The 20,419-nt window shown below is 40.8% G+C and carries 19 protein-coding genes; 16 read left to right on the top strand and 3 right to left on the bottom strand.

Annotated elements, in window-relative coordinates; genetic code table 11:
• On the bottom strand, window positions 1-147 hold a 147-nt coding region (locus PVV70_RS09300), incomplete at its 3' end, for a helix-turn-helix domain-containing protein (protein WP_273758985.1).
• Window positions 148-915: 768 nt separating this feature from the next.
• Between PVV70_RS09300 and PVV70_RS09305 the strand changes: the two genes are divergently transcribed.
• The 13 genes from PVV70_RS09305 to PVV70_RS09365 all read left to right on the top strand — a co-directional run bounded on the left by PVV70_RS09305 (window position 916) and on the right by PVV70_RS09365 (window position 13,337).
• Window positions 916-1,230, top strand: coding sequence for a hypothetical protein (locus PVV70_RS09305; protein WP_273758960.1), 315 nt, complete (start codon window positions 916-918; stop codon window positions 1,228-1,230).
• A gap of 155 nt (window positions 1,231-1,385) precedes the next feature.
• A complete protein-coding gene (locus tag PVV70_RS09310; RefSeq protein ID WP_273758961.1) occupies window positions 1,386-1,529 on the top strand; it encodes a hypothetical protein in 144 nt (47 codons plus the stop codon).
• A gap of 27 nt (window positions 1,530-1,556) precedes the next feature.
• Complete coding sequence (locus tag PVV70_RS09315) at window positions 1,557-1,745, top strand: hypothetical protein (RefSeq protein WP_273758962.1); 189 nt, start codon at window positions 1,557-1,559, stop codon at window positions 1,743-1,745.
• 60 nt (window positions 1,746-1,805) lie between these two features.
• Complete coding sequence (locus PVV70_RS09320; protein ID WP_273758964.1) at window positions 1,806-3,167, top strand: PBSX family phage terminase large subunit; 1,362 nt, start codon at window positions 1,806-1,808, stop codon at window positions 3,165-3,167.
• Window positions 3,152-5,017, top strand: a complete 1,866-nt coding sequence (locus PVV70_RS09325; protein WP_404977266.1) for a portal protein — start codon at window positions 3,152-3,154, stop codon at window positions 5,015-5,017. The genes PVV70_RS09320 and PVV70_RS09325 overlap by 16 nt, the downstream gene beginning before the upstream one ends.
• A 336-nt stretch (window positions 5,018-5,353) precedes the next feature.
• Window positions 5,354-6,127 (top strand): hypothetical protein, encoded by a 774-nt coding sequence (locus PVV70_RS09330; protein ID WP_273758966.1) that lies wholly within the window; start codon window positions 5,354-5,356, stop codon window positions 6,125-6,127.
• A gap of 8 nt (window positions 6,128-6,135) precedes the next feature.
• A complete protein-coding gene (locus tag PVV70_RS09335; RefSeq protein ID WP_273758967.1) occupies window positions 6,136-6,300 on the top strand; it encodes a hypothetical protein in 165 nt (54 codons plus the stop codon).
• 152 nt (window positions 6,301-6,452) lie between these two features.
• Window positions 6,453-7,571 carry a N4-gp56 family major capsid protein gene (locus PVV70_RS09340; RefSeq protein ID WP_273758986.1) on the top strand — a complete coding sequence of 373 codons (1,119 nt, stop codon included), beginning with the start codon at window positions 6,453-6,455 and terminating at the stop codon, window positions 7,569-7,571.
• An 83-nt stretch (window positions 7,572-7,654) separates the two neighbouring features.
• Entirely contained in the window at window positions 7,655-8,350 is a 696-nt protein-coding gene (locus tag PVV70_RS09345) for a hypothetical protein (RefSeq protein WP_273758968.1), read from the top strand.
• 615 nt (window positions 8,351-8,965) lie between these two features.
• Window positions 8,966-10,429, top strand: coding sequence for a hypothetical protein (locus PVV70_RS09350; protein WP_273758969.1), 1,464 nt, complete (start codon window positions 8,966-8,968; stop codon window positions 10,427-10,429).
• A gap of 324 nt (window positions 10,430-10,753) precedes the next feature.
• Entirely contained in the window at window positions 10,754-11,206 is a 453-nt protein-coding gene (locus PVV70_RS09355; protein ID WP_273758970.1) for a hypothetical protein, read from the top strand.
• Window positions 11,203-12,336 carry a tail fiber domain-containing protein gene (locus tag PVV70_RS09360; RefSeq protein ID WP_273758971.1) on the top strand — a complete coding sequence of 378 codons (1,134 nt, stop codon included), beginning with the start codon at window positions 11,203-11,205 and terminating at the stop codon, window positions 12,334-12,336. Before PVV70_RS09355 ends, PVV70_RS09360 begins: the two co-directional genes overlap by 4 nt.
• Window positions 12,333-13,337, top strand: a complete 1,005-nt coding sequence (locus tag PVV70_RS09365) for a phage tail protein (protein WP_273758972.1) — start codon at window positions 12,333-12,335, stop codon at window positions 13,335-13,337. The genes PVV70_RS09360 and PVV70_RS09365 overlap by 4 nt, the downstream gene beginning before the upstream one ends.
• Before the next feature lie 142 nt (window positions 13,338-13,479).
• On the opposite strand, the gene PVV70_RS09370 is transcribed toward PVV70_RS09365, so the two are convergent.
• Complete coding sequence (locus PVV70_RS09370; protein WP_273758973.1) at window positions 13,480-13,758, bottom strand: hypothetical protein; 279 nt, start codon at window positions 13,756-13,758, stop codon at window positions 13,480-13,482.
• A 480-nt stretch (window positions 13,759-14,238) separates the two neighbouring features.
• On the opposite strand from PVV70_RS09370, the gene PVV70_RS09375 reads away from it, so the two are divergent.
• From PVV70_RS09375 to PVV70_RS09385, 3 genes are all read left to right on the top strand, one after another.
• Window positions 14,239-14,649, top strand: a complete 411-nt coding sequence (locus tag PVV70_RS09375; RefSeq protein ID WP_273758974.1) for a hypothetical protein — start codon at window positions 14,239-14,241, stop codon at window positions 14,647-14,649.
• A gap of 1,267 nt (window positions 14,650-15,916) precedes the next feature.
• Window positions 15,917-16,360 carry a hypothetical protein gene (locus PVV70_RS09380; protein WP_273758975.1) on the top strand — a complete coding sequence of 148 codons (444 nt, stop codon included), beginning with the start codon at window positions 15,917-15,919 and terminating at the stop codon, window positions 16,358-16,360.
• 1,770 nt (window positions 16,361-18,130) lie between these two features.
• On the top strand, window positions 18,131-18,910 hold the full coding sequence (locus PVV70_RS09385) for a DUF4167 domain-containing protein (RefSeq protein ID WP_273758976.1): 780 nt from the start codon (window positions 18,131-18,133) through the stop codon (window positions 18,908-18,910).
• 1,023 nt (window positions 18,911-19,933) lie between these two features.
• On the opposite strand, the gene PVV70_RS09390 is transcribed toward PVV70_RS09385, so the two are convergent.
• Window positions 19,934-20,380, bottom strand: coding sequence for a hypothetical protein (locus PVV70_RS09390; protein ID WP_273758977.1), 447 nt, complete (start codon window positions 20,378-20,380; stop codon window positions 19,934-19,936).
• Window positions 20,381-20,419: the final 39 nt, after the last annotated feature.

The raw sequence follows: 20,419 nt of genomic DNA on the forward strand, positions 1-20,419 counted from the left end.
GAAGCCTTTTTCGTATTTTTGGATTTGTTGGAAACTGACACCTAAAGAGTTTCCTAATTCCTTTTGAGAAAGCCGCATTGAAATTCTTCTATGACGAATTCTTTTGCCAATCGAAATATCATTAAAACGTGGATTTTTGGTTTGCATTTCAAGCTCCCCGCCGGTTGCGAGCGCCCTCGCATGAGTATTCCGGGAGGTTGAAAATACTGAACTCGAATCAGCTCTTTGCTTTTAGTGTGTTAGACACACTTGGACATAGCAAAAGCTCCCGGAATTCCGGGATACCCACAATAGTGGGACAAATTCATGTACGAGTTTTCGGGTTTTCAACTCCCTATTTGACCGTTGCGTGGACGACCAAAAACACAGACTTATCAATAAAGTAATTTCAAAAGATTGGCAAGAAAAATTAAAATATTTGCTGTGCGGTTATACTGTAAAGGAGTGTTGTTCTGAGGTGTGGTGAAGAGAGCAGAAATATTTGGGATAAGGCAAGGCATACTATCCGTTTGAAGGGTGATGATCTGAAGTTCGTAGGGGATCTTTTGCTACACAAGAAGTTTGATGGTTAATAGATCAGTGTTGACTAAAGTGGTGTGGGGTGATGGTTTGGAGGATTTTTCTGTAAAGATAGAAAAGCGTAAAGGCGTGGATCTGTAAAATAAGAAAAGGACGTTCAAGGAGCTGGAGGATTGACCCGTTGTGTGGGCTTTTAGGGCGTGTTGTCCTTTTGTGAGGGCATGGAATGGGAACAGAGGTTTGGAGTTGAGGGGTCCAGTATTATGGCAGCTTTTGGCTTGTTGAGGGTGGTTTTGCTTTTTTCATTGTGGAGTGCTTTTGAAGATTCGTTGCTGATTTTCATGGCATTCTTTTATGTCATGGAATTGGTTTTTCTTGATTGAAAGGAACATGATGATGGCTGAGAAAAATTGTCTTCCCTTACGTCGAAAAGGGCGGAAAAAAGGGGCTTTGAATAAAACAACCAAGCGGTTTAATGAAGCCTTACTGACAGCCGCTGAACAAGCTGGATCTCACTATGGAGAAGATGGATTGGTGTCTTATCTGCAATATCATGCGCTAAATAATCCTGTGCCTTTTTTTTCGCTGTTGGCAAAAGTTTTGCCTCTGCAGGTGACAGGAGAAGGAAATGTCAAAACAATTTCGCGGATTGAGATTGTTCCCGTGAAGTCAAAAGAGACCCAATCGGAAAAGTGTGATCTTGAAGCGTGACCTTAAGAAAATTCAAGCGTGTGATATTGAAAAATGTGAGGCGGGTGAGAAAAGATGCTGTCTTGGAAGGGGCTCTACTTTGGGGGAGGATGGGGCAACAAGGGCATTTGGAGGTTATCGTGCTGGTAGGCGCTTGTGATACTGGAAGGTGTTAGGTGGAGACGGATGATGCGTTAAGGGCGTGTGCTGGAGGGGCTTTGGTGGATGGTGCCATAAAGGTGTCGTGGGGCGGAGAGGCTTTGGGGGTGGGGGCTTGGCATGATGTTGAGCTTTTAGGGGCTTTTGTGGGAGAGCGCTGAAATTGATGGGGGGAATGCCGTGCTTTTGTGGGGGACAGGGGTGCGGTGTTTCAAGGGGCGGGGCTTTTTGCGCGCTTCGAGGGAGTGGGGGGCGTTTGGGGCATCAAGAGGGCGCATGCAAAAAAGGGGAGTGCCCAAAAAGCGGGACGTATTGCGTATGAGAATGAACAGAGCGCTTTTGAGATAAGCATTTTTCCTTCAATGGTTCTGGAATAATGAAACTTCGCATCATCAAAAATATGGAGCTCTATTGTTGCTAAAGTATAAAAATTGATCATGACAATGGTTCAGAAAATTTCTCAAAAAATGGAGCAGAAAACGGCTCAAGTGGCTCTTATTCCAAAGCTTATTCCTGTCTTTACCGGAAAAGCCGATGTTCGAGTCGCTTGGGGCGGACGGGGCTCTGGAAAAACACGCTCTTTTGCTTTGATGTCTGCCGTGGTGGGATATCGCCATGGAATGGCAGGAGAACGCGGGATTATCCTTTGTGCACGCCAGTTTCAAAATTCTCTCAATGAGAGCTCATTGGAAGAAATTAAACGCGCTATTGAAGCTTACCCTTTTCTGCAAGATTATTATGAAATCGGCGATAAATATATTAAATCAAAAGATGGACGCATCGTCTATGTTTTCGCGGGGCTTGATCGAAATATCGCTAGTATTAAGTCTATGGGGCGGGTGTTCCTTTGCTGGGTTGATGAGGCGGAGCCGGTCACTGAAACCGCTTGGCAAACCCTTATCCCAACTTTGCGCGAAGAGGGAGACGGTTGGAATGCAGAATTATGGGTTACTTGGAACCCATATCGTGAAAATGCTCCCGTGGAAAAACGTTTTCGAAAGGGCGAAAATCCTAATATCAAAGGCGCGGAAATTAATTGGCGCGATAATCCGCAATTTCCCGAAAAGCTTAATCGGGATCGATTGAGCGATTTGCAGCAAAGACCAGAGCAGTATAACCATATTTGGGAAGGTGAATATCTCCAAGCTGTTGAAGGAGCTTATTATCAAAGGTGTCTTTTGGAAGCTGAGATGGAAGGGCGGATTACAACCGTTCCACGGGATCCTTTGATGCAGGTGAAAATCTTTTGGGATATCGGGGGAACCGGTGCCAAAGCCGATGCAACAGCCTTGTGGGTGGCGCAATTTGTTGGACGTGAAATACGCGTGCTCGATTATTATGAAGCCCAAGGTCAACCACTCTCTGAACATGTGGGGTGGATCTTTCAAAGAGGCTATGAAAAGGCGCTGATGGTCTTGCCTCATGATGGCGCGACAAAAGATCGTGTCTATAATGTCAGTTTTGAAAGTGCGCTGCAACAAGCTGGTTTTCAAACCAAAATCATTCCTAATCAGGGAACGGGCGCTGTGAAAATGCGTATCGAAGCCGTAAGGCGTTTGTTTCCTGCTCTATGGTTTAATCGTGACACAACAGCTGCGGGGAGAAAAGCGCTCGCTTGGTATCATGAAAAGCGTGATGAACAGCGCAATATTGGTCTTGGCGCTGAACATGATTGGGCAAGCCATGGGGCCGATGCCTTTGGATTGATGTGTGTGGCTTATGAACAGCCCCATGCGAGAGCGCGAAAAAAAACTTATCATTCTTCTCTCCATTCTCAAACTTCATGGATGGCTTTTTAATGAATATACTTACAGATTCTTCTTTTTCTTCTTTCGATCAAAGCGAAACACTCGAACAGCAAGCGCTTTTTAAAAAACTCGTGCAGTGGTATCAGGATGATATTGCTCATATCGAAAAATGGCGAAAAAATGCCCAAGAAGACTACGATTTTTATAATGGTCGGCAATGGAATGAACAAGACTTGGCTGTTTTGAACGAACAAAACAGACCAGTGATGACTTTTAACCGTATTGCACCTTTGATTAATGCTGTCATTGGCGCTGAACGCAATAATAAACGACAGGTCCAGTTTATTCCACGACAAGAAGGCGCAGCCTTTGCCAACCAGATCTTGACAGGGGCGGCTGAATGGTTTCGTGATGAAGCTGATGGGGAATATGAAGATTCCGATGCTTTTCAAGATGCGATTATTTGTGGTATGGGGTGGACAGATACGCGCCTTGATTATGAGCAAGATCCACAAGGAAAACCCATTATTGCGCGGCTGGATCCTATGAAAATGGTCTGGGATGCCAGTGCGGTTAAGCCTAATCTTATTGATGCACAACGCTTGTGGTATATTGATGAAAAACCTCTGGCTGTGGCGGCCGAAATGTTCCCTCATGTGCATTGGAGCGATCTTCATGCTGATTGGGTGAAACATCAGAGTTTTTTACACCCAACAAACGCTGGCATGACACAACATTATCAGGGAGAAGCGGGGTATCAGGCTGAAGGAGAAGAGGGAACAAGCACTCAACGTCCTAAAATGGTAACATTGGCTGAATGTCGCTGGTTTGAACGTGAGGTGGTCTATAAAGTTCTTGATCCTTTAAGCGGAAAATTTATCGACTATTTGGAGCAAGATTTCCAAAATTTAAAGAAACAATTTCCGGATCTTCAAGCAACAAGGTTGAGCAGAAAAATTGTTAAACGGGCATTTTTGGGCAGAAAGTTGCTTGATGCTCCTGATAAGCCTTTGGTGCCAACAGGTCAATTGGGATGGGAGTGTATTACCGGTACTTTTGATAAATTAAGTCGACACTTTTACGGGCTTGTGCGTCCTACAAAAGATCCGCAACGCTGGGCAAATAAATATTTTAGTCAAGTGATGCATTTGCTCAATAGTCAATCAAAAGGCGGGATTATGGCTGAACGCGATGCTTTTGATGATGATCAACAAGCCCTCGAGAGTTGGGCAAGAGCCGATAGTATTACTTGGTTGAAAAGTGGGGCTGTGGCTGGGGGAAGAATTCAGCCTAAACCCGTGGCACAATTCCCGCAAGGGTTTTTTCAATTGTTTAATGAAGCAAAGAGCGCACTCGAACAGGTCACGGGTTTGTCTTCTGAATTTATTGGAACACGAGCGGTTAATCAGCCTGGTATTCTGGAACAACAACGGCGACAATCCTCCCTTAATCTTTTGGCTTCCTTTTTTGATGCTTTGCGTCGATATCGGCAACGACAGGGAAAAATTATTCTCTATCTTATTCAAAATTATCTCTCCGATGGACGGTTGGTCCGTATCGCTGGCGATGAAAATGCTCAATATGTTCCCTTAACACGTGAAATGGTGACAAGTTTGGAATATGATATTGTTGTGGATGATGCACCAACAAGTCTTAATGAAAAAGAGCGGACTTTTGCGCTGATCATGCAATTGCTTCCTTTGATGCAAAATTTTGCAACACCAGAAATTATGCTCGATCTCTTACGCTATTCACCTTTACCGGCCTCACTGATTCATAAAATTGCGATAAAGGCGCAAAATGCTCTTCAAGAAGAGCAAAATGCTTCTGCGCAAATGGGCCGTAATGTTGGAGCAGAGCAGATTATGCAGATGTTGCAAAGAGCAAATGCACAACAATAGGAGGCTTTATAATGTGCGATCTTGGATGACTTTTATTGATTGAAGGGGGGCTGTAAATTTCCATCTCAGTGTCGCTTATGCCGAAGCACGATGTTGCTTATGCAGCGCAGTGTCGCCTCCCTTTATTATCTTAGACACGTTATTAAGCCGTGAGGTTGAGGGGTGAAAATATGCTGGGAGGCAGATCTTGCCGTCATGGTGGCGCGGCGCGCGCGCACAGGGGGCGACATGCTGGAGATCATCTGAGCAGATGAGCCTTGAGGGGATCAATGCTTATAGGCTGTTTTATCGGAAAAATTTCATTTTATTGTTTTTAGAAAAGAAAAGGCTAATGTCATGGATCAAGAACACTTAACGCCGGCAGAACAAAACCATTTGAAACAGGATTTTCTTGCCTCAACACAAGAGGGAGAAGAGGGGGGCAGTGGAAGAGAAGAAAAGACTTTGGAAGATAATTTTCAAGGGCAAAGGCTTCAGCAGCAGTACTCTTCTCAAGAAGGCGGAAAAGAGGTGCAGGGGGAAGAAAATGCGCCGCCAGATCCACAAAAGGACTTTATGGGTTATATGCAATGGTTGGGAAAAACACTGCAAAAACAAGGACTGTTACAGGAAAAACAACAACCTTCTCCGGTTCGCGAAGCAGAACAGTTGCAGGCATTTTATCAGCAGTCTGTGGCAAGTGTTAAACAAAAGCACCATGATTTTGATCAAGCAGCCGATTTTATTTATGAAACGCGCGCGAAACAGTTGGAAGCTTTTGCTTCGCTCTATCCTGAAATGGCTGATCCCCAAAATATTGATGCAAGGATTGGTGATGAATTGAAGCAGATCTTGCGCGATTGTGCGCAAAAAAATCAAAATCCGGCTGAAGTGATTTACGCGATTGCACAAAAATTTGGCTATACCAATGTTCAGAATACCATGAATGAAAATTTACAGGAAAGACACAATTCTGCACGGACTCTTGCTGCTTATAACGGCTTGATACCCAATGGGCCGATTTCTTTGGATATGCTGGATAAAATGTCAGAAGCAGAATTTAGCACTTGGGTTGCTGATCCTAAAAATAAAGCGGCTTTTAATCGTTTAATGGGGGGAAGAGAATTTTAACAACAAGAATGTGGCAGATGTTTTTCTGGACACGTGAGAAAGCTTTTGGCGCGGGGAATGCGGGGGATATTTTTTGTGGGACCGTGAGAAGGTTTCTGGTGCGGGGAATGCGCGCGCGTGGGCTTAACGGGGCCGTGAGTGGAGGGAGTTTTCTCAAAGTACAGATGCGGTGAGGAGTGCTCTTATCAGGGGGAGGGAAAGGCAGACGCTAACAGAAACAAAATACACAAGAACAACTTAAGCCACCATCAAAATGAAATGTGGTGTTTTAAGTGCCCAGCACTTTGCTGGGTTTTTTTATGGCAATAAACTTTTAGAGGACAAAATGACTGTAACTTATATCGGAATTAATGACCCTATGGCAGTGCGCACATGGTCTAAACTCTTAAATCAAGAAGTCTCAAAAGCAATCCCGATTGCACCGTTAATTGGAAATGATTCAAACAGTATCGTACAGTTAAAGGATGAAACCACCAAAGCAAGTGGTGATGCTATTAGCTTTAATTTGCGCGTACAGTTGCTCGGCGATGGGGTTAGTGAAGGGCAGACAGTTGAAGGAAATGAAGAAGCCCTGCAATTTCTCAATGATCGCTTGGCGATTAATGAACTTGTTCATGCGGTGCGGGTTAAAAATGAAGGCACTATTGATCAACAGCGGATTCTCCACGATTTGCGGACCGAAGCCAAAAATGGCTTGGTTGATTGGTATGCGGATCGCTTGAGTTTGATGTTCTTTATTCAAGTGTGTGGATATACCGCAAAAGCCATTAACTTTGAAGGACGATCCATTACACTCAAACCCGTGCATTATGGCTTTAATGCTCCAACGGCACCAACCGATAAACGCGTTTTGCGCCCTAATGGAAAAACAAAAGATGAAGATTTAAAAGAAAATGATACTTTTGATCTTGATCTGGTTGATAAAGCGGTTGAACGGGCGAAGCTGGCTAATCCTAAAATTAGACCCGTACGGATCGATGGGGAAAATGTCTATGTGCTTTATCTTCATCCAACCCAAGTAACACAATTGCGAACCAATACCGATGCGGGGCAATGGCTCGATATTACTAAGGCAATCTATAGTGGAAGCCGTCTTAAAAACCCGCTCTATGATGGATCTTTGGGTATGTATAATGGTGTCGTTTTACGCGAAGCTGAACATGTTACCGAAGGGGTTGAATCGGGAACAGCAAACAAAGCTGTCCCTAATGTACGTCGTGCGGTGCTGCTCGGTGCACAAAGTGCTGTGATCGCTTTTGGAAAAGATCGCGGTGCTACACGCTATAAATTGGTGGAAGAACTCTTCGACTATGAAAGAGAATTCGGAGTCGCGGCAAAAACCATTATTGGTATGAAAAAAACCTGCTTTACCTTGCCTGGAAGTACGCAAGGGGCTCAAGATTTTGCCACCATTGTCATCCCAACTTATGGCGCACCTGCTTAAAGCAAATGCTTACTTCTTTCCCCCCAACAGACTTCTCTTGTTGGGGGGGGAATTTAAAATACTTTCAGAAAAAGGATAGGCTTATGACTATTGCACCCGTTGATCCTAACAATCTCGATCTTACACATTTAGACCGCTCTAAAACTTTTGCCTCTATGGTCGCGCTTATTCAAGATGAAATTGACGATACAACAGCTGAATATTCCCTGCAAATTCAAGATTCAATTGTTACAGCTTTGCGTTTGTGTGAGCGCGAACCCTTTTTCTTTAATGAAAAGATAGAAAGAACATTTAATACACAAAGTGGTAAAACATGGTATGGGCAGGCAGAAGGGGTTTTTATTGAATCAGAAAAAAGCTTGGCTGACGTCTTTTTGGCAACTAAAAATGCAACACCAACAAAGTTATTCTTTAAGCCCTTGGAAGCGTTGCATCAACAATATGGTATGCATCCTGAGTTAGGAACTCCATTCTTTTATACCATCCGTGATCAAAAAATAGGACTCTTTCCAACACCAGAAAATGTCGAAATCGTACAGCTTTCTTATACGCCTATTCATTTAGCCGATGAACAGCTTAAAGAGGACAATAATCCTTGGTTGATTTATGCTTTTGATCTCATTAAAGCCCGGGCAAAATATGAACTTTATAAAAATATCCTTAAAGATCCTGAATATGCTGCCGTTTCTTTTAGAGATTTTCAAGAACAGCTTCAAGCTTTACGCATTGAAACATCACGCAGAAAAGGTTCTTTAAAGATTCGCCCAATGAATTTTTAAAAGGCAATGGTTTTTTTTAAAAAAAGGCTTTTTCTCAATTGCTTATGGCAAATTGGGCATTGAGGACTAGAGCTGCTCTTATGTTTAAGAGTCACTTTGGGGATTGAAGGCGTGTTGGAGTTTGGAGTGGCGTTGAGGTTTGGGTGAGCTTGAGAGGCAGGTGTTGAGGGCGAGCCGCTGATGGGAGCTGTGGATGTTGATATTTTAGAGAAAATCAATCTTAGGTTGTTTCTTTGTGGGTTTTTGGGCTCTCGTTTTAAGGGCTCTTGTGGTTTTAATGAGCAAACCTTGGTCTCTCTTGAAATAGATGGGGATCTTGACACTGGGTTCTTCAAAAATTTTATGAAGTTTTTTTCTCAATACTGAGGAAGCGCTGGCTGGCATTGGCGGCTGGCATTGACTGAGTGCTGGCGGGTGATTTTAATGGAACGCAGGTAGCGGCAGTGGGCTTGCCATGATGGGTGGGATCACTTTTCTCGAGGCCTTGGCAACTTATAGTTGTATCTTTATGCAATTTTATGTCTTTAGAGTTTCATTCTAGGGGCTTTTTTTGGTTTCAATGAGCAAGCCTTGGTGCTTTGGCACTGGGTTTTTCAAACATTTTAGGGGGGCTTGATGGCTTTTTTCCCAATCGCTGATTATCGACCAGATGTGGCGGATATCAATGGAATTTTTACTGATGAACTTGTCAATGTGCTCCCAGCTGATGGCTCCTATATCCCTATGCCAAATTTTGAACCTTTGTCAGAGCCATGTCCGGAGCCTATTTTAGGCGCTCTTGCGGTTAAAACAAAAAATGGTGTTTCTATTGTTGTCGGGACAAGAGAAAAAATCTTCTTGCTTGATAATACAACAATGAAGTGGAAAGATTTGAGCCAAAGGGGAAAGGCTTATATGGCGAATATTGACGCGCCGTGGTCTTTTGCTTTGTTTGGTGATTTTATTATTGCGGTGAATGCCAATGATAAACCACAAGTGATCGATATTATTCATGATAAAACATTTAGAAATTTAGGGGGAAATCCACCACAAGCGGGGATCGTTCGTATCTGGGGAGATTTCGTTTGTTTGATGAAATTAACCGAGCATCCAAGACGGGTTCATTGGTCGGGACTTAATGATGCAGAATTTTGGACCGTGGGGAAAAAAAGCTGCGATTATCAAGATTTTCCTGATGGCGGTTTCGTGCAAGGGGCAACTGAGACAACAAATCCCATTATCTTTATGCGTTCTGCAATCTATGCCGGTTCTTTTATCCCCGGCTCTAAGATTATTTTTAGTTTCCAAAAAATCCACGATAAAAGAGGCGCAAAAAATGCTGAATCAATTGTTTGTCGCGGTGACTTGGCTTTCTTTGCCGATGAGGGCGGTTTTTATCAAATAACAAATGACGGGCAGATTATATCCATTGGTTTTGAAAAAGTTGATCGAACCATGACTGCAAAATCAAGACAGAGTAATCTGTATACCATGTCTGCGGCGATCGATGGCGTGTATAATCGTGTTTATTGGATGGTGGATAGCGATGAGAGCCTTCATAAACGGATCTTGCTCATTTATGATTGGGGGTTGCAAAAATGGACAAAAGCTCTCGTGGATATCAAAATGATCCTCCCCATTTTCTTGACCGGAACAACGCTAGAAGGTCTTGATTTTGTGGCTAAGAATATTGATGATTTGTCCTTTTCTCTCGATAGTAAAGCTTGGAAAAATGAATCGCCTATTCTGGGGGCATTTGATCAACAGGGTAGACTGGGGTCGTTTTCTGGTTCTCCTATGGCTTGTGTGGTCACTTCACAAGAAATGGGGCAGACAAATGGCATGATAACACGGGTGAAAAATATTATGCCTCAAGTCAATAGTGGAAATTTTTATTTGTCTGTGGGAATGCGCTTTCGACAATCTCTTGAAGAGGAAACGGTTTGGTTACCAGAAAAACAGCCGTCTCATAATACTGGCCAAATTCATTGTCGCGCAAGGGCACGATTTTATCGCTTTAAATTGCGTATCCCTGAGGGGATGAATTGGACCCATGTCACGGGATTTGATGTGGAATTGATGTCAGCCGGCATGCGATAGGCATGCTTCTATAATAAAAAATGCATGCGATAGGCATGCTTCTATAATAAAAAATGCATGCGATAGGCATGTCTCTATAATAAAAAATGTATGCGATAGTTAAGCTATGATCATCAGAGGAATAAGGCAGGGCTGATGCTTCTTTATGATCGGAAAGAGTTTGTACTATGGTTTTTTATAAAAAAGGGGCTCTCTTAATCTTATAACAAAGGGAGGGTGAGGGGCTCTTCCTTTTGAATGGTGTGCGCTTAAGGATGGAACGCGTGAAGGGCGCAAGGGGGATGTTCTTAAAGGTGTGCGTAAAAAATTAAGAAAGCTAAAATCATGATGCAAGATCATCAAGATATCTATTCGGCTTACCTGACAGAGAAATGGTCATGGGAAAAAATAGCACCCTATCAAGAGCCTCTTAATGCGGCATTGAAAAAATATGCTCAGCGCTTTCCAGATGATGTTTGTTTGGAAAAAATTGCTGAAGAAATTGCTACAGGACAAGCGCAATTGTGGATGGTCTTAAAAAATAAAATCCAATTTAGTGCTTTTGCAATCACCAAAGTTGAAAGTACCCATACGGGAAAAAAATGCGTCGTTCTCTCAGATTTGGCTGGAGAGGGAGGACTGAAATTGGTCAAATTGATTGATGAGGTCGAAAAATGGGCGCGAACAATCAAGGCTGAAGAAATACACATGTTTGGAAGAATTGGATGGGCGAAAAGGCTCGCTCATCACGGATATTCTCGTAATCTTATTCAATATAGAAAGGTTTTGGGTCCATGAGTAGAAAAAAAACACCTCAAGTGCAGACAACAACACAAACAAATGCACCCCCTGCTTGGGCAGCGGATATTCTTAAACAAGCCAGTGCAGATGCACAGGGGCTTTATAATAAAGGAATTGGCGGAAATGTTTATCAAGGAGAGCGCGTTGCGGGTCTTAGCGATATGACAACAAATGCGCTGTCCGGTTTACAACAAGCTGCAGGGCTTTATAATAATCCTGTGGTAACTCAGTGGTTAAATGCACCAACTAACAGCGCTACAAATCTTTCCAGTATGGCGAAGGGAAATTGGATTGGAAGCAATAGTAAATTTAATATGGCATTGCAAAATGCTCTCAATAAAACTTCTGACGCTATTAATCAATCGATGTCTGGAGCGGGACGTTATGGCTCTGGAGCCCATACCGGCGTGCTCGCTGATGAACTAGGCGCCTTGGCTACAAATGCAACAGCACAGCAATATAATCAAGATATTAATAATATGATGAATGCAAACCAGATGATTGATCGTTCTCAGCATGATCAAGTGAATGCCGCAAACGCTTATTATCAAGGGCAGAGTAATGTGCAAGGAAATGCTCTGAAAGGGGGGATGATTCAAGATCTCAACCGTCAAAATATCTTGGATGCGGAGCGTCAAAAATGGTCAGAAAAAGACAATCAAGATTGGAACCGATTAGAACGCTTGTTACAGGTCGGAACACAGGCGGCGGGAAATTACGGAACAACTTCTGGAAAATCTACACTAATCCCTTCTGTGACAAAAGATCCGTTGCGTGATGCCCAGCAAGTGCTGGGATTGGTCGGAGGAATTCTAGGGCTTTGTGATGTGAGAGCAAAAGAAAATATTACCCTTGTGGGAAAGAAAAAAGGATATTCCCTTTATAGCTTTAATTATAAAGGAAATCCACAACGCTATCAGGGCGTTCTGGCGCAAGAAGTGTTGCGTGTGAAACCGGAAGCTGTTTTTGTCAATGCGAAAACAAAATTACTGCATGTGGATTATGACAAAATAGGGCTGAAAATGAAAAAAATGAAGGAAATACCGGCTTCTAAAAATAAAATTCTGGCTTTCTTTTCTTCCCTCTTTGCTCGTCTTTCCTTTTTGCAAAAAGAGTGTCTCCTATGAGTTCGATTTATGATTGGTCAATCATCGCATCAGAAAATGCTTATGTCGATGAAAATATAAACTGGGCTGAAGGGCAACCGCCAAGTACAGTCAATGATAGTGCGCGCGCTATGATGCAACGTATCAAAGAATATTTGTTGGATAATGGGGGCGTGATTGAAACACAGTTTACGGTTGATAACGAGAATAAGAGGACATCCTTTCGTTTGGCGACAAAATCTTTTTTTGAGACCTATATGGATGGCATTGTGGTGCGCTTTAAAGCACAGGGCCTCAATAGAGGGGTGACAAATGTTTCTTTAAATCAGTTGCCTCCAAGACCAACCTATATGGCAACGCCAGAGGGGATCATGCCTTTAAAGGGGGGAGAAATCCAAAAGGGAGGGCTTTATGAACTCGTCTATACGCATGATATTGCTGGGAAAAATGCTGATGGATGGTTTTTAACCAATCCTACTATAAAACTTCCTGAAATTCCGCCCTTTCCTCCTTTACCGGAATCTTTTTCATCCGGATTTATTGGAACTTTTGCGAGTGAAAAAATACCCTCTGGGTGGTTGCTGTGTGATGGGAAAGAATATGCGCGAAAGAGCTATGCCAATCTCTTTGCTGTTTTGGGGGAAACATGGGGAAAAGGAGATGGAAAAACAACATTTAATGTTCCCGATTTGCGGGGAATGTTTTTACGGGGGCTCGATAGTGGAAAAAACCTTGATAAAGGACGTTGTTTGGGAAGTCGACAAGAAGAATCTTTTAAAGCTCATACCCATGAAGGAAAAACAGATTCGACAGGCAAACACCAGCATAGTTTGTCAGAGACTGATAACGCAGTTTTCGATATAGAGAGCGGTATATATAAAAGACATATAGCTATCGTCTACAATAAAAATATGTTGACAGAGGCTGCGGGAGAGCATGAACATAAGATCTTGTTGCAAAAAACAGGAGGGGATGAAACACGTCCTGTCAATATGGCGGTGGTTTATGCGATCAAAGCCTGAGAATGAAAGCTTTAAGAGAAATAGAAAGAGAGAGCAAAATGGTTGCAAAATCTTCTATGATGAAAAAAAGCTTTATCGAATCTATCGTGCAGAAAGCTTTAAGACGCTCCTGAAAAAAATCCCTTAAATCCTCTTGATGATTTTACTTCTTGTACTGCCTTTGTTGGATCTGTAAAGGTTTTTTTGCTTCTTGTTCTTTAGCGGGTAAAACAGATCGTGATCCTTCAGGGGAGGGGTTAAAAAGAGAGAAAAATCCTCCTTCATTCATAGAGTTTTTATCTAAAAAATCAAAGGTTTTATCCAATCTCTCTTTCTCTTGTGGTGTCGTGATCCATTGTTGAGAGTGCTTGCGTTTAACACTTTGATGGGCGATGATAAAGAGCGCAGGGATAGTTTTATTTTTATCATGTCGGTTGATCATTAAAATACTGTCATTGAAGGTGATGATATCGCGTCAGATCGCTTGATCCATTCAGTATTGAAAATTGAGTAAATCTTCAGAGTAGAGCTTGCTCGTAGCGCTTTTATGAAATCCTCTCCTTTGCGCTGTGGCAATAGAGAGCGTTTGAAGGGAAAATCCAAGTGGAAGATGCTAGACCAAGAATCCGGATTGTTTCCAGACTAGTGTTTATCGATGGGAATTGTTTAAAGAGCGATAGAGGTTTGCTTTGTTCTGTTGGGAGAAGTCGACAAAGTATGCTATGTCGTTATGCATTTTTTTTTGGGAGGGAAGAAGGTAAAATCACCATTTTAGGTGGAAAACAGAAATTATTTAAAAAAATATTTTGTAAAAATTTTCGATAAAGAAAAGTCTTTTACGCGGTTGTTCGAAAAATGAAAGAGCCGTGCAAAGCGAAAAGAGACTCAAAGGCTCCATGGAGCTGTTCAAAAGGGGGATATAATGGCTCTTTTTCCATTTTCTATTGCCGATATTGATGATCCTGAATGTATTCGTGTGGTGCTTTATGCCAGCGGGAGAATGGGCCATGCTCCTTTGAACGCATTGTTGAAAAAAACCTATGAAGATATGACAAAAATTTCAAAGCGTATGGATGCTTTAGAAAAAAAGTTAGAGACTCTCGATTTTGACAATGCCAAACAGAAACAAAATGCAAAAGAAGATGACCAAAGCACTATAAACAGGATTGTGAGCAGTGAAATAACCTTCCCAGAGACTAATATGTATACATCAGAAATTAAATTAGAATCATCTGTAGATAAAAGCAGTTTTGTTTCAGAAATTACAACACATAAGCCGCTAACAATACAGAGTAGTATTATTGCCCCAAAAAATCCCTATAGGCTCTTCTAGAGGGACTTCTTCTTAGCCTTTTAAGGGGATTCCTTCTTTTTTCAAAAAGCAAAAATAGAAAAGAGTGATGATAGTGATATCCTTGCGTTGAAGGTAGCGATGAAGAAAAACCTTGTTTCTATTTTCGCTGGGGCATGGAATTTCTACGCGTTTGAAATGTTTTTAAAAATGTCAAAATTGATAGAGCGTGCGTTACTGTAAACGGGCCCCGTCAATAAAAATGCATTATTCTTCATACGGTTAGAGCAAGAATAGAGACAACGGGCTTTTTTCATTCAGATGAGTGAGATAAAAAAGTGCGTTCATCGCTCATTTTTTATACTTATCTTTGGATAGGTTTTATAAATATAATTAAAAATCTTGTAATACTATACATTTTGTGTATAAGTATTGGTTATTGATTTCTTTTCTATGTTATTTAAATTATATCTCTATTCATAAGCCGCATTATTTGATGATGCGGCTTTTTTTTATTGTCTCACAGGTGGAGCACTCTATTTCTGTCATTGAGATAGCTTTGGATTCTTTATTCGTTATTTTCATCATTGTATTTTGTGATGTCCTTTTGCAATGAAATTGCTCAATTCTTAGGTATTTTTTTATCTCAATGGGCGAATTTAAAGTAAAAATGCAGGTGTGTGTTTTTTGTTTTTTTGCGTTATGCAATCTGAATTTAAAACCCTGAGTATCGTAAGGTTCTCTCATTTCAAACCTGTTTATCTTCAATCAATCAAAAACATTTGCTTGCATAGTATAAGCGGGATTGGCGTGTGGGTAAAAACGATTCAAGAAAGACATGCTTCTTAGTGGAGTATCTCAAGCGTCAAGGGCTGTTAAAACATTTTAGAGCTGGAAAATAGTGTAATAATGCTGGCTTGCTTCTTCATAAGTGTAAAGATGAAGGTGCAAAATGAATTTTACGGTAGTCGGATTTCTCATTCAACATACACAATAATGAACATTCTTTATCAATCAACAGGATGTGTCTTAACGAAGACGAACTGTTTACAGAGTGGGATGGATGAAAAATCTTTGTCTTTTAGGCTGGTGTAAGAAAATGATAATCTCTGTTTTTCATAAAGGGGAAAGGTTTTTCATAAGAGTTTTCTATGATAAAAAACAGTAAAAATATTAATGCTATAGAGAAAAAAGAGTCTTTAAGCGTATTGATCGTTTGCTGTGATATCCTGTATTGTGTAAAAAAGATACTTCTATCATTTTGGGTTGTAAAAAGCTTCTCTTGGAGTGTGTAAAGGGTATAATCTTTATGGAAAAAAGAATCCGCGCAAGACAAAAGGCTTATTTCAAAAGATTATATCGCAAGATTGCTTTTATTTGCATGATAGTCTGTTGTATTGTGATTTTATGTTTTGTTTTTGCAAAGGTGGTCAGTTATTTTTCTTCTCACAAAAAAATAGCACAACAAACGCCTGTTGAATTGGCTATACCTGTTTTTGATCTGCGCGTGTATTGCAAGGAAATTTCTGCTTCCGTGATGCCCGATATGAAAAAAGAAGTTTATCAGCATTGTCTTAATTTGGAAAGTGAGGCCTATTTTGATATTCGCGAAATGTGGGATAGGCTTTCTGATACGGCAAAAAAACAATGTTTGACAATGGTCCGACCGGGGGATGGAAATTATTTTCTCTTACGGGACTGTTTTCTCAATGAAAAAGAAAGTGAAAAAGGTAGAAAACGCAATCATTTTTAAAGTGTTACACGGAAAGTTAAAAGAATACGATTTGTGATGCAAAGATAAAAAACGCCCCATTGTTCTCTGCCTCTATACCAATATCTTCTATACCACTAAAATGTCTTTAATTTTGTACAAGCCTTGGTCCATTTAAGATGTAATCGTATAAGCTATGGAGATTTCTTTGACGCATTGTAAGGGGCATGGTGCGTTTTCAGGGGAACTTTTGCACGCTTTTCATTTAAGGGAAATAACAGGCGTGGGGAAGCCCATTTTGAAACGGTGTTGCGTCAATAAGGAAGGCGCTCATGAAATATATAACATGTTTATGGAGATAAAACTTATAAGGCCCCCCCTCTTTTTGTTTCATAAAAGTGCAAGCCAGCGCTTCTCATATATTTAGCACTCCAATGTCATGGACAATCTTTAAGCTTTAGAGACAGTTCATAAGAGGCATTTTGAGTCTTTTTTATCGTTTTTACTCTGCAAAGACTCTCCTTCGTGTGTAACGTGTAAGGCAATGAATTTGATTGATTGAATAGGGAACCAGATTGAGGATGAAAAAATCCTACGGTATGAAGGTTTTTTACTCAATACAAAAATTTAAAACAAAAAAGATGAATGATCTTTATAATCAATTTGTTGTACGAGTTTTAAAAAGAGTTCGGATTGTGGACAGATTGCTGTGGAAAAAGAATCCGCGTCCTTTGAGGGGGACACAGTTAAGAGGCACAATAAATGAGTCAATAGATATGATAAAACTGAGTAAAAAACATTTGTTTTTTTTAAAAGGGGATAAACGTCAAGGTTATTTTATGCGTAAAGCGCTTTATTGGGCGGCAAATGGGTTTTTTATTCTCCCCAGTTTTCTTGATAAGACAAGGATAAGAGAAGAAATGCATTATGTTATTCTTATGGATAGACTTTGAGGGGGAGCGTTTTTTTTTGAGAAGAATCCGATTTTTAAGGAAGTGTAACATGTTGTTTTTTTAACAATTTGATATTTTTTGTATTTAACTATTTAGTTTTTAGGCTCAATTTGTTATCAATGAAGAAGGGGGTAACTTAAAAATCTATGGGATTAAAATAGAAATTAAGAGGATCGTTGGCATGTTTGAGAAAGAAAAGTGGTCTTTTGATGATTATTAGGGCTTGAATAATCTTTCATATTAATCTATCTATAAGAGTCTTAAGAGATTTTGTGAAGCGATCGTGAATTATCGCTCGCAGGGGTTGCTTTAGCGGTGAAGAGAGGCTATATTCTAAAATAAAGAGGTTCGCGCAGTGACTCGTTAGGGCAGAAGTGCTTATGGGTTTAGGGCACGAGGGGGAAGGAATATCGGCGTTTTTAGGAGCGGTGGTTTTAGGGCAAAAAGTGGTTTTAGGGCAGAAAAAGGGAAGCTTCCCATGTTCTCTGGCAAGCGTTTGTTCTTTGTTAGGTATGTTCTATGTGTGTTCTCCTTTTTGTTTTCCACAAGGTAATTATTTTTTTAGTGAAATATGGTTTATTTTAAAAAAAACACTTGGCATTTTATGTGAACATCACTAGATTTCTGCTGGTTGACAGAGAAAGAGGGAATTTTTGATTTACAATTTCCCTGCTGTTTTGTGATTTTCAAGAAAATATATGCTTTTATCAATATCAGTAGGGTTCGTTTGAGTGAAATAAAACGCGGATAGCTTGATAACCGTATGTTAAACATGAGCAGCATGATCAAAAATAATGCAATGAAAATAATGCAATGCAGAAGAGTCAATTAAGATACACACTCCAATAAAGGGATAAAGATGAGGCCACAACAAAATAGACGGGTACGCGGTCGCAATAATAATAATAATAATAATGGTAATAACAATAATAATCGTCGCGGTCCTAACCCGTTGTCTCGTAATTATGAAAGTAGCGGTCCGGATGTTAAAATTCGCGGAAATGCTCAGCAAATTGCCGATAAATACATCAGTCTTGCGCGGGATGCACAAGGTGCGGGGGATCGCGTGATGTCGGAGAATTATTTACAACATGCCGAGCACTATTTGCGAATTATTTTAGCCGCAGCTGGGCAAATGGCTCAATCGGCTCGACGTGATGAAGCGCGTGGGGATGAAAATCGTGATGAAAACAACGGACAAGAATGCAGTGAAAGTGATCCTGTAGGGCAAAAGACAGAGGCTGTCGCGTGTGACACAGATGGATTACAGGACACAGATGAATTGCAGAAAAAGTCGCAAAAAAATGGTCATGATTCATATGTCGAAGCACAAAATGCTAATGCGCGTGAAAGTGCTGTCGAGGCTCTAGCGGAGGAGAAAACAGGTCAGGAGAATGGTTGTTCTGAGGAAAATGGTGAACCTGTTAAGAAAACACGTCGTTCTCCGCGCCGGCGTACGGTACGGACTAAAGAGCCGTCATCCCTTGAGTTTTCATTGACTACAGCAGAAAATTCAAAAAATGGGGATGCATCACCATCAACAGAAGAGGTTTCTCCTTTGCCGGGATTAAGTGAGAGGATACAGAGAAAAACGCGTCGTCGCCGTGTGGTCAATCTTGAAGCAGAGGAAAATGTTTAAGCGCTTTAAAAATGCTCTGTTAAGTGTTTGTAGTGCTGTTAGTATAGTGACGTATTTAGGTGCACTTTCTTGCACTTTCTTTAATGCTTTCATGAGCAACCTCATAAATGAGGCGGGGACAGGAGAAGATTATCTCTTGGCTTATGAATAGAGTGATGGGATATAGAAAAAATCCGCGTTTTGTGTATTTTAAGAGGCGGTTCTTTTATGAAGGGCAGATTGCTTTGTTGATGCACGTGTGGTGTTTAATCTTTCTCAATGTACTCAAGTCCATTTTACTTACGGGAGGGCTGCTATACTGTGAAAGCCACCAGTTGCTTTTACTGAATAAAAGGTGAAAATTGGGCTTTCTTGCTTTTATTATCAATGTTGCAATAGTCTTTTCCTTTGGCTTTTGAAATCAGTTCATAAAGAGCTTTTTATGCATAGGTTTTTGCTGTGATGTGTGAGGAAATGATTTTGATGAATTTCATCATGGATAGAGTTGAAATGAGAAAATCTTACGGTATTTGAAGCACTCGTTTGGCATGCAAATAAATAATCATTATAAATCAATAGGCTGAATTTTTGACTCAAGAAGGTGTATTTCTCGCCCTTTCATTTGAGTTTTTATAGGTAATATCCGTTTTTTTAAGAATGGGAATGCCTTGACTGAAAGATTGCTTCTTTATCTCGAAGAGGTGAGGGGAGACGGAGAAAAAATACTGTCGCACAAGTGGTCTCATCTTTAAGCTGAGAAAAATATTTAAATACCTCAAGAGTGCTGTATAAGTGCTTGTGGTGCTGTTGGTGTAATTGTGAATTTATAGGTACGGTTTCTTGCGTTTTCCTTGAATTTTCATTCTTCGCGTTGTCATGGCAACATTGCAAATAGGGGGCGACAAAGAAGATTATCTCTTGGCGTGCAAGTAGATTGAGGAGATATAGAGAAAAAATCCGCTGTCGTAAAAGTGGTCCCATCTTTAAGCTGAGGAAAATTTTTAAGATTCAAAAATGTTGTGTAAACCGGTGATGTTGGTTTGCTTAATGAGGCATTGTTGTTAATATTTCTTCTGTTGTCTCAATAGAAAGAACGGCAATCAGTTCACCGGTATGATAGTTGTAAATCATAAGTTTTGTTTGTCCATCAGGGGTTAAAATCTTGAGGCTAATATTGTGTTCTGAGAGGCTTTGCGACAAAACTTGTGTTTTTTTCGGTAGGGAGAGCGTGTGGTGAATAACGTGTGGATTTTTGCTATGGGAGGAAGAGAGCTCTGTTTGTTTTGGCGCAGATCCCGTTGTAACTTTATAAACGATTAAAAACAGGACGATCAGAATAAGAAAGAGCGTTATTAAAACGGAAATCATCATTAAACCCATCAGTTTTTTTCTCACCCGCTCTACAGCAGGATCTAAGGGGAGATCTTGGGGCAGAGGATTTTGCTCTGTGTGATGGTCTTTTGAAGGTTGCATTGGTTTATTATCCATCATGTCTTCTATCGATTATTTTTTTCAGATCTGATGGGTTTT

This window comes from Bartonella sp. AU55XJBT, assembly GCF_028618525.1.

Bases quoted from the DNA above. Each gene is read 5' to 3' on its own strand.
- PVV70_RS09345 (WP_273758968.1), top strand. From the start codon at position 7,655: ATGACTATTGCACCCGTTGATCCTAACAATCTCGATCTTACACATTTA.
- PVV70_RS09360 (WP_273758971.1), top strand. From the start codon at position 11,203: ATGAGTAGAAAAAAAACACCTCAAGTGCAGACAACAACACAAACAAAT.
- PVV70_RS09380 (WP_273758975.1), top strand. From the start codon at position 15,917: ATGGAAAAAAGAATCCGCGCAAGACAAAAGGCTTATTTCAAAAGATTA.
- PVV70_RS09335 (WP_273758967.1), top strand. From the start codon at position 6,136: ATGTGGCAGATGTTTTTCTGGACACGTGAGAAAGCTTTTGGCGCGGGG.
- PVV70_RS09305 (WP_273758960.1), top strand. From the start codon at position 916: ATGGCTGAGAAAAATTGTCTTCCCTTACGTCGAAAAGGGCGGAAAAAA.
- PVV70_RS09340 (WP_273758986.1), top strand. From the start codon at position 6,453: ATGACTGTAACTTATATCGGAATTAATGACCCTATGGCAGTGCGCACA.
- PVV70_RS09385 (WP_273758976.1), top strand. From the start codon at position 18,131: ATGAGGCCACAACAAAATAGACGGGTACGCGGTCGCAATAATAATAAT.
- PVV70_RS09325 (WP_404977266.1), top strand. From the start codon at position 3,152: ATGGATGGCTTTTTAATGAATATACTTACAGATTCTTCTTTTTCTTCT.
- PVV70_RS09390 (WP_273758977.1), bottom strand. From the start codon at position 20,380: ATGATGGATAATAAACCAATGCAACCTTCAAAAGACCATCACACAGAG.
- PVV70_RS09330 (WP_273758966.1), top strand. From the start codon at position 5,354: ATGGATCAAGAACACTTAACGCCGGCAGAACAAAACCATTTGAAACAG.
- PVV70_RS09355 (WP_273758970.1), top strand. From the start codon at position 10,754: ATGATGCAAGATCATCAAGATATCTATTCGGCTTACCTGACAGAGAAA.
- PVV70_RS09320 (WP_273758964.1), top strand. From the start codon at position 1,806: ATGACAATGGTTCAGAAAATTTCTCAAAAAATGGAGCAGAAAACGGCT.
- PVV70_RS09370 (WP_273758973.1), bottom strand. From the start codon at position 13,758: ATGATCAACCGACATGATAAAAATAAAACTATCCCTGCGCTCTTTATC.
- PVV70_RS09365 (WP_273758972.1), top strand. From the start codon at position 12,333: ATGAGTTCGATTTATGATTGGTCAATCATCGCATCAGAAAATGCTTAT.
- PVV70_RS09375 (WP_273758974.1), top strand. From the start codon at position 14,239: ATGGCTCTTTTTCCATTTTCTATTGCCGATATTGATGATCCTGAATGT.
- PVV70_RS09350 (WP_273758969.1), top strand. From the start codon at position 8,966: ATGGCTTTTTTCCCAATCGCTGATTATCGACCAGATGTGGCGGATATC.